12 protein-coding genes are annotated in these 13079 nt (G+C 23.4%); 9 read left to right on the forward strand and 3 right to left on the reverse strand.

Translation table 11 applies throughout. From position 1 onward, the window contains the following. The first annotated feature begins 836 nt into the window (after positions 1-836). The gene (gene erpA, locus TGUWTKB_RS00670) at positions 837-1187 is read left to right on the forward strand and encodes an iron-sulfur cluster insertion protein ErpA (RefSeq protein WP_041062516.1); all 351 of its coding nucleotides are present in this window, start codon (positions 837-839) and stop codon (positions 1185-1187) included. On the opposite strand, the gene TGUWTKB_RS00675 is transcribed toward erpA, so the two are convergent. The 3 genes from TGUWTKB_RS00675 to map form a co-directional block, all read right to left on the reverse strand. Then, a complete protein-coding gene (locus TGUWTKB_RS00675; RefSeq protein WP_052459518.1) occupies positions 1166-1894 on the reverse strand; it encodes a 5'-methylthioadenosine/adenosylhomocysteine nucleosidase in 729 nt (242 codons plus the stop codon). The two genes, erpA and TGUWTKB_RS00675, sit on opposite strands and share 22 nt — an antisense overlap. 369 nt (positions 1895-2263) lie before the next feature. Continuing rightward, a complete protein-coding gene (gene dapD / locus TGUWTKB_RS00680; RefSeq protein ID WP_041062518.1) occupies positions 2264-3088 on the reverse strand; it encodes a 2,3,4,5-tetrahydropyridine-2,6-dicarboxylate N-succinyltransferase in 825 nt (274 codons plus the stop codon). 208 nt (positions 3089-3296) lie between these two features. Further along, on the reverse strand, positions 3297-4085 hold the full coding sequence (gene map / locus TGUWTKB_RS00685) for a type I methionyl aminopeptidase (protein ID WP_041062521.1): 789 nt from the start codon (positions 4083-4085) through the stop codon (positions 3297-3299). Between the two features lie 254 nt (positions 4086-4339). Here map and rpsB point away from each other — a divergent pair, with 254 nt between their 5' ends. From rpsB to bamA, 8 genes are all read left to right on the forward strand, one after another. Continuing rightward, entirely contained in the window at positions 4340-5062 is a 723-nt protein-coding gene (rpsB, locus tag TGUWTKB_RS00690; protein WP_041062524.1) for a 30S ribosomal protein S2, read from the forward strand. An 83-nt stretch (positions 5063-5145) separates the two neighbouring features. Then, positions 5146-5955 (forward strand): translation elongation factor Ts, encoded by an 810-nt coding sequence (tsf, locus tag TGUWTKB_RS00695; protein ID WP_041062527.1) that lies wholly within the window; start codon positions 5146-5148, stop codon positions 5953-5955. Between the two features lie 119 nt (positions 5956-6074). Continuing rightward, positions 6075-6806, forward strand: coding sequence for a UMP kinase (pyrH, locus tag TGUWTKB_RS00700; RefSeq protein WP_041062529.1), 732 nt, complete (start codon positions 6075-6077; stop codon positions 6804-6806). A gap of 71 nt (positions 6807-6877) precedes the next feature. Next, positions 6878-7435 carry a ribosome recycling factor gene (gene frr / locus TGUWTKB_RS00705; protein ID WP_041062531.1) on the forward strand — a complete coding sequence of 186 codons (558 nt, stop codon included), beginning with the start codon at positions 6878-6880 and terminating at the stop codon, positions 7433-7435. 30 nt (positions 7436-7465) lie between these two features. Then, positions 7466-8668 (forward strand): 1-deoxy-D-xylulose-5-phosphate reductoisomerase, encoded by a 1203-nt coding sequence (gene ispC / locus TGUWTKB_RS00710; RefSeq protein ID WP_041062534.1) that lies wholly within the window; start codon positions 7466-7468, stop codon positions 8666-8668. Between the two features lie 103 nt (positions 8669-8771). Then, positions 8772-9500 carry a polyprenyl diphosphate synthase gene (uppS, locus tag TGUWTKB_RS00715; protein ID WP_041062537.1) on the forward strand — a complete coding sequence of 243 codons (729 nt, stop codon included), beginning with the start codon at positions 8772-8774 and terminating at the stop codon, positions 9498-9500. Between the two features lie 33 nt (positions 9501-9533). Then, positions 9534-10382, forward strand: coding sequence for a phosphatidate cytidylyltransferase (locus tag TGUWTKB_RS00720; protein WP_041062540.1), 849 nt, complete (start codon positions 9534-9536; stop codon positions 10380-10382). A gap of 229 nt (positions 10383-10611) precedes the next feature. After that, positions 10612-13044 carry an outer membrane protein assembly factor BamA gene (gene bamA / locus TGUWTKB_RS00725; RefSeq protein WP_041062543.1) on the forward strand — a complete coding sequence of 811 codons (2433 nt, stop codon included), beginning with the start codon at positions 10612-10614 and terminating at the stop codon, positions 13042-13044. The last annotated feature ends 35 nt before the right edge of the window (positions 13045-13079 follow it).

The following is a 13079-nucleotide window of genomic DNA, read 5'->3' on the forward strand; positions in this document are numbered from 1 at the left end:
TAAAAAAATATTTATAAGATATTTTATCATATTTTGTTATATTTTTATAAGGATACACTATTTTAGTAATAATTCGTATCTCAAAATGTGAGTAATAATTAAAGTGTTTGTTGATTTTTTTATATGTTTTTAATAATGAGTAAATTTAGCTGATAAGTGTATTAAACATAATAAGCTTTATTTGATATAATTAGCAATTATATCAAATATTTACATAAATCTATTCTTAATAAAATAGACATTTGTTTGTACTTTTTTTTCAAAAAAATTTGCACTAGTGAAATTAAGTTTTATTTAATAATTATTTTGAGTATATTTAAAATTATTTTAATAACCTGTTATTACTTCATCTAAGATAAATAGTATTTTGTATAATTTACTGTATATTTTTATAATACACATAAATGTTTTAAAAAAAAAGCACATATTTTAAAATTAATTTAATTATTATTAATATAATTTATACAAAAAATTCATAAAAATATAAAGTTATCAAACTTTATAAATACAAACTAAATTTGTATTTGCTTTTTTAAAAAAAGCAAGATTAGAATTAATTTTTGCCATAATTTTTATATTACTGACTAGAAAACTATTTATATATAAATAGTTGAATTTTTCAAAACATATAATTCTATACTTTAATAAATTAATTTATTACAAATTTATTTTTTACAATATAAAGATTTCATATAAATAAGTATTTTACTTAGCAAGTATAAAAATAATTTTTTCATAAAATTGGTAAATTTTATCTCTATGATGTTCAAAAAAACAAATTATCTTGTAAATTTTTTATTAAAAATTTTAATAAAATTGTTAATGGAATTTAAAAAATGAATACTAATCTTTCCCCCCATAAATTAAATTGTACTGATAATGCAATTAATAAACTAAAAAGCTTAATGTATAGTAAAAAAAATATGAAAAAAAAACTACGTATTGCCATTACTGGAGGTGGATGTAATGGTTTTCAATATAATTTTATTTTTGATGAAAAAATAAACGAGGACGATATAGTTCTTAAAATTTCAGAAGTATTCATAGTTATTGATTATATTAGTTTTCAATATCTAGATGGAGGCTCCTTAGATTATATTGAAAATTTTTCAGGATCACGATTTACTATTACTAATCCAAAAGCAAAAACTACTTGTAGTTGTGGTTATTCTTTTAGTCTAGAATAGACTGACTGATTTTTTTCTATATCTTTTAATAATTTATATATTACAGAAGATACATTTTTAATTCCAATATACATATCGTCTTCAAAAGATGTTAAATTATTTTTGATGGCAATATCAGATATTGATCGAATAACTAAAAACGGAACAGAAAAATGGTAACAAACATGAGCAACAGTACTTGATTCCATATCAACAGAAATAGCTTCTGGAAAATTTTTTAAAATTTTTGATACCATATCTTCATTGTAAATAAATTGATCCCCACTTGTCATTAATCCCTCTTGAAATTTTATTTGATACTTTTTCATAAAATTTTTTACTAAAAATAATATGTTTTTATTTATTAAAAATAAATGGGGATTATCTGGAATTTGTCCTAAAAAATATCCAAGTTTTACTAAGTTAACATCGTGGTATAATACTTTATTTGCAATAATAATATCTCCTTTTTTAGTTAAACTTTGAAGACTACCAGATATACCAAAATTAATTACCAAATCAGGTTTAAAGAAACTTAACAAAATAGTTGCGCCTATCGCAGATGATGTTTTTCCAATACCTGATTGGACTATAACAATTTTTAAAGTTTTTAAAAAAGTGCCTTTATAAATAACACATTTTCCTATTAAAATTTTTTTTCTATCAAAAATTGTTTTTTTAATAATAGCAATTTCATTTGCCATTGCTCCAATCAAACCAATAATCATATGTTATAATAGATAAAAATATTAAAATAGTGATATTTGTAATTTTGTAAAAAATTATATCATTTTTTAATTAAAATAAAAATTATATTGTAAATAAAATTTATTAAAAAGATAGAAGTTGAGAGTACTTCTGTTAAGAATTTACGTATTAAGTTTTTTTAATTTTTTTTTTGGTAAAGCTCCAAGTATAACAAATATTAAAAATAAAACGTTAATACGAATGCTCTAAAATAAATGTTTTAAAGTGCTCAAAATAACATAAAAACATCAAAAATTTAATATGTTCTATATAAATAAAAAAGGCGGATTACTTTCCCGCCTATTAAAAAATATGTTACAAGTGTTGTTATTAATTTATTATGATAATTTTTAATTAACATTACGTAGAATTTCATTAATATTGACTTTATTTCGTGTTTTATCATCTACTTTTTTTACAATTACAGCACAATAAAGGTTATATAAACCATTTTTAGACGGTAAAGTTCCTGGGACTACAACAGATTTAGCTGGCACTTTACCATAATAAATTTTTTCTGTTTCACGATCATAAATTTTTGTACTTTGTCCTATATAAACTCCCATAGAAATAACTGCACCCTCTTCTACTATGACTCCTTCAACAATTTCTGATCGAGCACCAATAAAACAGTTATCTTCGATGATCGTTGGATTAGTTTGTAGAGGTTCTAATACGCCTCCTATTCCAACACCTCCTGAAATATGAACGTTTTTTCCAATTTGAGCACAAGAACCAATAGTCACCCATGTATCTATCATTGTATTTTCATCAACATATGCTCCAATATTAACATAAGATGGCATTAATATTGAGTTTTTTCCAATAAAAGATCCATATCTTGCTATAGCAGAAGGTACTATACGTAACTGTTCTTTTCTGAATTTTTTTTCATCATAATAAGTAAATTTATTTGGAATTTTATCATAAAATCTTGTAAAAACACCTTCTACTACTTTTTCTTTATGAATCTTAAAAAATAATAATATAGCTTTTTTGATCCATTGATTAGTAATCCAACTTCCATTAACTTTTTCCGATACGCGAATCTCCCCCTGATTTAATAAATAGATTATTTTATTAATTATTTCACAAGTAATTTTATCTATTTTATATAATTTATTATGAATGCTTTGATCAAAAGCTATATCGATTGTTTTTTGCATTTCTTTCATATTTTTTCCGAATGATTATTTTATCGTTATTAAGAGTTTTCTTTGAAGAAAAATTGAATTGTATTGTAAATACAAAAAATTAAAATTGACTATTTATATATTCTCAATGTTAGTCGTTATTAATAATTTTAATATTTTTTATTAAAAATTTATTAACATAAATTAATGCTTTTATTGAATATATGTATAAATTTTCATAAAAATAATTTTAATTAATTAGTTGTGAATTAATTTTTTCTTCTTTACGTAAAGTAAGAATTTCACAACCTGTTTTTGTTACTAAAACAGTATGCTCATACTGTGCAGATAAACTACGATCTTTTGTTTTTACAGTCCATTTATCTTTCATAATACGAGTTAAATGATTACCAGCATTAATCATAGGTTCAACAGTAAAAACCATGCCAGGCTTTAAAATAATTCCCTTTTTTTGTGAAAAGTAATGTAAAATTTGTGGATCTTCATGAAAATTTTTTCCAATGCCATGTCCACAATAATTTCTTACTACTGAAAAATTATTTTTTTCAACATAATTTTGTATGGTTTTTCCTATGATACTAGTACAAATACCAGGTTTGATTTTTTTTAGTGCAAGATACAATGCTTCTTGTGTTATTTTACATAAACGTTCACCTAAAATTGTAGGTTTTCCTACAAAATACATTTTTGAAGTATCGCTGTACCATTTATTTTTTATAATTGCTACATCAATATTAACAATATCACCGTTTTTTAACAATTTCTTATTATTAGGAATACCATGACAAACTACATCATTAACAGAGATACACGTTGATTTTGGAAATCCTAAATATCCTAAGCATGCAGAAATAGCATTTTTTTTATATAAAATATAATTAGAACAAATAGTATCTAATTTTTCCGTTGAAATTCCAGGTTTAATATATTTTTCAATCATTTCTAAAACATCAGCAGCAATAGTACTTGCTATACGTATTTTTTTTATTTCTGCTTCATTTTTAATAAATATTGGCATATATAATTCATCTATTAAATTTTAAAAAGTTAATTTTAAAAGTTTATTCTAAATATTTTGAATATTTTAAATTTTTTAAAGTAAATCAGTAATTTATAAGTACAAATAAAATATTTATAATTTTTAGAACTATTAGCTTATAAAAAAACTTTATGGTATAAATATTATTGTAAATTATTTAAAAAATATTTCATCTTTAATAATACATTTTTATAAGCAAAAAAATTATTTATAATTTAATAAGAGAGATTATTATGCAAAACATTTCTATGCGAGATATGTTAAAAACGGGTGTACATTTTGGGCATAAAGCTCGATATTGGAACCCGAAAATGAAACCTTTTATTTTTGGTGTTCGTAACAAAGTACATATTATTAACCTTGAAAAAACTATGCCTATGTTTTACGAAGCTCTAATAGAATTAAAAAAAATTGCTGCTCGTCAAGGAAAAATTTTATTCGTTGGAACAAAAAATTCAGCAAGTGAAACAATTAAAAAAACAGCAATTGCTTGTAATCAATTTTTTGTTAACCATCGTTGGTTAGGTGGTATGTTAACTAACTGGAAAACTGTTCGTCAGTCTATTAAACGTTTAAAAGATTTAGAAATACAATCGCAAGATGGTACTTTTGAAAAGTTAACAAAAAAAGAAGCTCTAATTCGTCAAAGAGAACTATCTAAATTAGAAAATAGTTTAGGTGGAATAAAAAACATGGGTGGGTTACCAGACGCATTATTTGTTATCGATACTGCTCATGAAAGCATTGCAGTAAAAGAAGCTAATCACTTAGGAATCACTATTTTTGCAGTAGTTGATACAAATGCGAATCCAGATAATATTGATTATGTTATTCCTGGTAATGATGACGCAATTCGAGCAATACGATTGTATCTTTCAGCTATTTCATTTGCCATATGTAAAGGACAAGAAAAAAATTTAACCAATGTTTTTGAAAAAGATTTATTAGACAATTAAAAGATGATTATCGATTATCTTAGTCTTATATTATATATTATAAAGAAAAATATTTTTTGTTATGTTAGGTTTAGGAAAAAAGAATGAAAAACATTACTTCTTTAATTAAAGAATTAAGAAAAAGAACAGGCGCAAAAATTGTAGATTGCAAACAAGCGTTAATTAAATCTAATAGAAATATTGAAGAAGCAATAATTTTTATGCGTAAATCTGGATATATTAAATCAGAAAAAAAATCAATTAAATCCACTAAAGAAGGTTGTATTTTTTTAAAAATTGATGATACTTATCGTAATGGTATAGTTTTAGAAATTAATTGTGAAACGGATTTTGTTGCAAAAAACTCTGATTTTCTTACTTTCGGAAACAAAGTATTAAACACTGCATTTATTAAAAAAATTTATGATATCGAGATTCTAAAAAAAACTTTTAAAGATGAATGTTCTTTTTTGACTAACAAAATCGATGAAAATATTCAAATTCGTCGTATTAGTTTTTTACAAAATAATTTAATTAATTGTTATTTACATAGAAATCGTATTGGAGTACTAATTGCAGGAAATAATATTGAAAAAAAATTGTTAAAAAAAATTGCAATGCATATTGCAGCAAATAAACCAGAATATATTAAATCAGAAGATATTCCAGAAACATTAATAAAAAATGAACATGATATTCAATTAGATCTTGCGATGCGCACAGCAAAAACTACTGATATTGCAAAAAAAATTGTTGCTGGTAGAATAAAAAAGTTTATTGATAGTATTTCTTTATTAAATCAACCATTCATAATGGATTCAAGCAAAACAATTTCTCAAATTTTACAATCAAAACAATCAGAAGTAACAAAATTTATACGTTTTGAGTTAGGTGAAAAAATTAAAACTTTTTAAAAATCATCTTTACTATAAAACACACGAACCGTCGTTTAGAAAGGCGGTTCTAGATAATCAGTAAAAATATAAAATTTTTACAAAAAATTTTATACAATATATTTGGAAAATCATAAATAATGAAAACTCTTTCTTCCCAACTAATTTATAAAAGAATTATTTTAAAAATTAGTGGAGAATTGTTAACAGGAAATCAAAATTTTGGAATTGATGTTACAATTTTAAAAAATTTAGCACAAGATATAAAAAAAATAGTAAAATTAGGAGTTGAAATAAGTATAGTAATTGGTGGGGGAAACTTATTTCGTGGAGAATCTTTAGAAAAAAATGGCATAAAACGTGTTTTTGGTGACCATATCGGCATGTTATCAACTCTTATAAATGGATTAGCTATTTATGATATATTTAACGCGTATGATATTAATGTTTTTTTAATGTCTGCTATACCATATAATAACGTTTGTGAAACTTATAACTGTATAAAAGCAATAAAACTATTAAATGATAAAAATGTATTAGTTCTTTCTGGTGGCATTGGAAATCCGTTTTTTACTACTGATTCAACAGCATGTTTACGTGCAATTGAACTGGAAGCTGACGTTGTAATAAAAGCTACAAAAGTCGATGGAGTTTTTTCTAACGATCCAGTAAAAAAAAAATCTAATACGTTTTTTTATAAAAAACTAAGTTATCAAAAAGCATTAGATTTAAATTTAAAAGTTATGGATTTAACAGCTTTCATATTAGCACGTGATTATTGTATGCCTATAATTATTTTTAATATGTATAAACCAGAAGTATTATACAAAATATTAATAGGAGAAAAAGAAGGAACTTTGATCACCAATTAAAAAAAATTAAGATATTATATAAATTATTTTAAAAATTTTTAATATAAAATTTAAAAAGAGCATATATCGTTATGATCGAAAATATAAACAAGAAAAATGAAGAAAAAATGAAAAGCTGTCTGAATAATTTAAAAAAAAAATTAAATAAAATTAGAACAGGAAGAGCGTCAACATCGTTAATTGAAGATTTAGTTGTAGATTATTATGGTGTTCCAACATTTTTATATAAAATTGCAAATATTAGCGTAGAAAGTTCACATATACTTAAAATTAATATTTTTGATCATTCAATTATTTCTAAAATTGAAAAAGCGATTTCTTTATCTAATTTAGGCATTACCCCTAATATTAAAGGTAACGAAATTCGTCTAATTCTACCTTCTTTAACTGAAGAACGTAGAAAAAATTTAATTAAAATTATTCGTAATGAAGGAGAAAATAGTCGTATTGCTATACGAAACGTTAGAAGAGATGCTAATGAACAAGTAAAAAAATTATTAAAAAACAAATTAATTACTGAAGATAAAGAAAAAAAATTACAGGAAAATATTCAAAAACAAACAAACGATAATATCAAAAAAATTAGTTTTATTTTATCAGAAAAAGAAAAAGAACTAATGAATTTTTAATAAAAATATAATAAGTGCCTTCATAAAAACATGAAGAAAATAACTATACTAGGATCTACTGGATCTATTGGAAGACAAACTCTTGCTGTTATAAGAAAAAACCTCCAAACGTATCAAGTAATAGCATTAGTTGCAGGAAAAAATATATCTTTACTTACAAAACAATGTCAAGAATTTAAACCTACATATGCTGCTGTTTTGGATAAAAATCTTGCTGAAATTTTACGTAAAAATTTTAAAGAATTAAAACTAAAAACTGAGGTTTTTTTTGGTATTAAAAATTTTTGTAAATTAGCAGCTTTAAATGAAATTGATCAAGTAATGTCAGCAATTGTTGGTTTTGCAGGTTTACTGCCAACTTTATCAGCTATTCGAGCTGGAAAAACAATATTATTAGCAAATAAAGAATCATTAATTACCTGTGGAAAGTTATTTATTAATGAAGCAAAAATACACAATGCAAGATTATTACCAGTAGATAGTGAACATAATGCAATTTTTCAAAGCTTACCTTTTGTTCTGCAGTCCTCTTTATATAATATGAATTTAAAACTGCATGGAATAAATTCAATTATTCTAACAGGATCAGGAGGCCCCTTTCGTACTTTACCATTAAAAAAACTATCTTCTGTAACAGCAAATCAGGCATTTAAACACCCTAACTGGTTAATGGGAAAAAAAAATTCTATAGATTCAGCAACAATGATGAACAAAGGTTTCGAATATATTGGAGCATGCTTTTTATTTAATGCTAATATAAATCAAGTAGAGATTTTGATACATCCAGAATCCATTATTCATTCTATGGTTAGATATTGTGATGGTAGTATTTTAGCTCAACTTAGTGAAACTAATATGGAAATACCAATTGCTCATGCAATGGCTTGGCCAAATCGTATTTCTACAAAATTATTACCTTTAGATTTCACAAAAATTAGCTCATTAAACTTTGAAAAACCTGATTTTAAAAGATATCCATGTTTGAAAATCGCTTTAAATGCTTATTTATATGGTCAATCTGCTATTATTTCTTTAAATGCTGCCAATGAAATTGCAGTTGAATCTTTTATTAAAAATAAAATTAAATTTACGGATATTGCTATTATTATTTCAAATATTCTTAATACCATTAATTTTAAAGAACCTTCTACTATAGAAGAAATTATAGAAATTGATCTTATTATTAGAAAAAAAACTATAGAAATAGTAAATCAGTTGAATAAAAGTTATTAAATTTATATTTTTTATAAATTATTATATAATAATTAACGGTTTTTAAAAAATTTTACAAAAATGTAAAAAACATATATAGCACTTTCATTAAAAAATATGTAACATGTTATCTGATAATTTAAATAATACAAAAAAAATTCCACGTCATATTGCCATCATCATGGATGGAAATGGCCGATGGGCAATGAATCAAAAAAAAACACGCTTTTATGGACATAAAGCTGGAATAAAATCAGTACGCAGGGCAATAAATTTTGCGATTAAAAATAATATTTATGTCTTGACATTATATGCTTTTAGCAGCGAAAATTGGTCTCGTTCAATAAAAGAAGTTAATTCTTTAATAAAGTTGTTGTTTTCTACATTAGAACGTGAATTAGATCACTTAAATAAATATAATATTTGTTTAAAAGTTATAGGTGATATCAGTAAATTTGATATACAAATACAAGAATGCATAAAAAAGGCTGAACGATTAACTCAATACAATAAAGGTTTATTATTAAATATTGCTGTAAATTACGGAGGACGATGGGATATTTTACAAGGAATAAAGAAAATAATCTATCAAGTACAAAAAGGAAATATCAATCCAGAAAAGATTACTGAAGAAAGTTTAAATTCTTTTTTCTCTTTAAGAAAAATTGTTCCGGTTGATTTAGTCATCAGAACAGGAGGAGAGTTTCGTATAAGTAATTTTTTATTATGGCAAATTGCTTATGCAGAATTTTGGTTTACTGATGTACTCTGGCCAGATTTTAACGAATATATTTTTAAAAAAGCACTATATGCGTTCTCTTTAAGAGAGAGAAAATATGGCGGTAATATCTAAACAATTAAAGTCACAAAGTTATTGGAGATTATTTTGACAAAATCACGTATTTTTACTGCGTTAGCTTTAACTCCAATAATATTGTATATAATGTACTTTACACCTTATTTTTTCGTTTCAATGGTTTTTTTATTTTATATAATAGCAGTTTTTGAATGGATAAAATTAATACAAGTAAATCATTTAACTAAAAAAATAACATTATTAATGTTAGATATTTTTCTTTTTGTATTAATAGCTTTTTTACTACTAAATAGCAATTTAAAGATTTTTTATATACAATTTTTATTTATTGTAATGTTTTTTTGGTTATTTTTTTTAGTATATTTAGTTGTTTTTTATCCATATTCTATACACTTTTTAAAGAAATCATATTTAGCTAAAAATTTTTTTGGTTGTCTTATTATCATTCCTTTATTTATAAGCATCATAAAACTTCGTTTTTTACATTATGAATATGATAATTTTTTTGGATTTTGGAAGTTGTTTTTTATTTTTTCATTAGTATGGGCTACAGATTCGGGTGCATATTTTTTTGGAAAATTTTTTGGGAAACATAGCTTCTTTAAAAGAATATCACCAAAAAAAACTTTAGAGGGATTTATAGGGGGAATAATATCTTCAATATTTATAATGTACTCTTTTGTTTACGTTTTTCCATTTTCAATAAATTTTTTAAAATTTCCTATTTTTTATGCAATTGTTATTGCATTTTTTTCAACTTTAGGTGATCTTATCGAAAGTATGTTTAAAAGAGAAGCTCAAATAAAAGATAGTGGAAAAATTTTTCCAGGGCATGGTGGAGTTTTAGATCGTATTGATAGCTTAACTCTTTCCGTTCCTTTTTTTACTTGTTTGACTTTTTTTAATGAAAGCTTTTAAAATATATAGTGTATTTTTTGTTTTTTAAAAATAAAACATTATGTATTTTTTAAAAAATAATTTTCTAAATTATTTTTTTAAACATTATTTATCTTATCAAGATAATACATTTATAGAACATGGATTATTTATAGATAATATATTTAATTTATTTACTTATCTTAACAGGAACTACTTTTATAATGCATTTTTTAACAAAAAAAATAAACTATAAAAGTATAAAAAAATTATGTTAATAAAAAAATTTTTAATGACTTTACTACTATTTTTTACAAGTAGTTATAGTTACTCGTTTGATACATTTGTAGTAAAAAACATTAATTTTAATGGTTTACAAAGAGTATCAAAAAATTCTGCTCTTACATATTCAGCAATAAATATAGGTGATAAAATAGATCAAAAAAAAATAAAAAGTATTATTCATCATTTATATTCTACAAAAATTTTTGAAAATATTAGCGTATCCCGTGATAAAAAAAATTTAGTTATTAATGTAAAAGAAAAACCAATAATTTATGATATTGTTTTTTCAGGAAATAAACTTATTAAGAGTGATGTTTTGAAAACAAATCTTGTAAAAATAGGTTTAAATAATGGTGAAATATTAGATCGTAGCTTGTTATTTTCTTTTAAAACATATTTAAAAAATTTTTACCATAACCAAGGGAAATATGGTACAAATATAACAACGAAAATTGATTTATTACCTTTTAATTACGCTAAAATAACATTTAATTTTAATGAAGGAATATCTGCAAAAATAAAAAATATAAAAATATTAGGAAATTCTCGGTATAATGTTAACGATTTAATTCCTTTGCTTAATATTTATCATCCTAAGTTTTCATTCAGAAATATTTTAGCTAACAATGATTATAATAAGCAAAAATTAGCAGACGCTTTAGAAAATTTACGTAATTTTTATTTGAACAATGGATATATTAAATTTAAAGTTAAATCTGTTAGAGTACGTTTAAGTTCAAATAAAAAAGAAGCATATATTACCATTAATATTCATGAAGGTGATCGTTATAAAGTTGTTAGTTTTAAAACAAATAATGATCTCATAAAAAATGAATTAATGAACAGTAAACAATTTCAAAAAGACTTTATTAACCAATATTACAATCAAGAAAATATTATTAATTTTCAAAAAAAAATAAAAGATACTTTAGATCAATTAAATTACCCTAATCCAAAAATCAATATTAATTCTACAATCAATGATTCCAAAAAAAATATTGATTTATACTTAGATGTGGATTTAAGAAATAAATATAAAGTACATAGAATATCTTTTAAGGGTAATTACTTATCACAAGATTCTGTATTAAGAAGAGAAATACAACAAAAAGAAGGAGACTATCTAAAAAATAAATTAATTCAACAAGGTGAAACGTCTTTAAAAAACACCGGTTATTTTGAAACAGTCAATACAATAGTAAAAAAAGCAAATAAAAGTAATGATTCAGTAGATATCATATATCAAGTAAAAGAAAAAAAAACTGGTTTATTTAATCTTGGATTAGGTTATAGTAAAGGACAAGGTGTTAATTTTGAATTAAATATTTTAAAAGATAACATTTTTGGATCAGGAAACTTAATAAGTTTTGTTGGAACAAAAGATAGCAATCAAAAATATGGAGAATTTTTGTTTAAAAAAAACGGCTCTATTTTTTCTAAAAATTTTAATATTGAAAACCGAATTTTTTATAATACTTTTCAAGGAAATCATAAAACTTTTATTGATTACGAAAAAGATAGTTATGGTGCAAATATAAATTTAAACATGCCAGTTTTTAATAACACTCAACAAATAAATATTGGTTTAGATTATTTACATAATCATTTAAAAAGTATTAGTTTTCAAGTTCCTATGTGGTATTATTTACAGACGTTTAGACATCTTAATCCTGATGAGAAAGCTCCTGAACTAATCACAAAAGATTTTTTAATAAATTATGGTTGGCATGTTAACATGCTTGATAATAAATTTTTACCTAATTCTGGTTCTGAAATTGGATTAGATGGTAAAATTACTTTACCATATTCAGATAATAAATTTCACAAAGTAGAATTAAATTTTAAAAATTATCTTCCATTGAACAAAAAAAATGAATGGATATTATTTAATCATGGACATGTCGGATATGGTTACGGATTTCAAAAAAAATTCATGCCATTTTATGAAAATTTTTATATTGGAGGATTTAAAACAATTCGAGGTTTCCGTACTAATTCATTAGGACCTAAAGGTGTCTACTTTCGTAAAACACCTGGTTGTACAAACGAAAAAAACAAAGATAGTGCTTTTTGTTTGACTAAAAATGCTGTAGGCGGTAACGCTGTATTTTCAAATAGCTTTGAATTAATATTTCCTACTCCTTTTCTTTCTAATCAAGATCTTTATCCTTTACGTACTTCATTATTTGTAGATTTTGGAACTATATGGGATACTCAATGGGTTAATACAAAAACAGCTAAAGACGCTCAAATACCAAACTATAATAATGAGTATAAAAAAGTTCGTTGTTCAGCTGGAATTGCAATAACATGGATTTCTCCTATCGGACCTTTATCTATGTCTTATGCTAAACCTATAAAATATTATGAAGATGATGCAATAGAGAATTTTCAACTAACCCTTGGCAAAACATGGTAAAAATTTATTATAAATAAATTATAAATTTTATAGGA

Source organism: Candidatus Tachikawaea gelatinosa (assembly GCF_000828815.1).
GTDB classification, from domain to species: Bacteria; Pseudomonadota; Gammaproteobacteria; order Enterobacterales; family Enterobacteriaceae; genus Tachikawaea; species Tachikawaea gelatinosa.

What these genes read in the sequence shown, in the direction of transcription:
- rpsB (WP_041062524.1), top strand. Translation starts at nt 4,340, where the DNA reads ATGCAAAACATTTCTATGCGAGATATGTTAAAAACGGGTGTACATTTT.
- dapD (WP_041062518.1), bottom strand. Translation starts at nt 3,088, where the DNA reads ATGAAAGAAATGCAAAAAACAATCGATATAGCTTTTGATCAAAGCATT.
- pyrH (WP_041062529.1), top strand. Translation starts at nt 6,075, where the DNA reads ATGAAAACTCTTTCTTCCCAACTAATTTATAAAAGAATTATTTTAAAA.
- tsf (WP_041062527.1), top strand. Translation starts at nt 5,146, where the DNA reads ATGAAAAACATTACTTCTTTAATTAAAGAATTAAGAAAAAGAACAGGC.
- TGUWTKB_RS00675 (WP_052459518.1), bottom strand. Translation starts at nt 1,894, where the DNA reads ATGATTATTGGTTTGATTGGAGCAATGGCAAATGAAATTGCTATTATT.
- bamA (WP_041062543.1), top strand. Translation starts at nt 10,612, where the DNA reads ATGTTAATAAAAAAATTTTTAATGACTTTACTACTATTTTTTACAAGT.
- frr (WP_041062531.1), top strand. Translation starts at nt 6,878, where the DNA reads ATGATCGAAAATATAAACAAGAAAAATGAAGAAAAAATGAAAAGCTGT.
- erpA (WP_041062516.1), top strand. Translation starts at nt 837, where the DNA reads ATGAATACTAATCTTTCCCCCCATAAATTAAATTGTACTGATAATGCA.
- uppS (WP_041062537.1), top strand. Translation starts at nt 8,772, where the DNA reads ATGTTATCTGATAATTTAAATAATACAAAAAAAATTCCACGTCATATT.
- ispC (WP_041062534.1), top strand. Translation starts at nt 7,466, where the DNA reads ATGAAGAAAATAACTATACTAGGATCTACTGGATCTATTGGAAGACAA.
- map (WP_041062521.1), bottom strand. Translation starts at nt 4,085, where the DNA reads ATGCCAATATTTATTAAAAATGAAGCAGAAATAAAAAAAATACGTATA.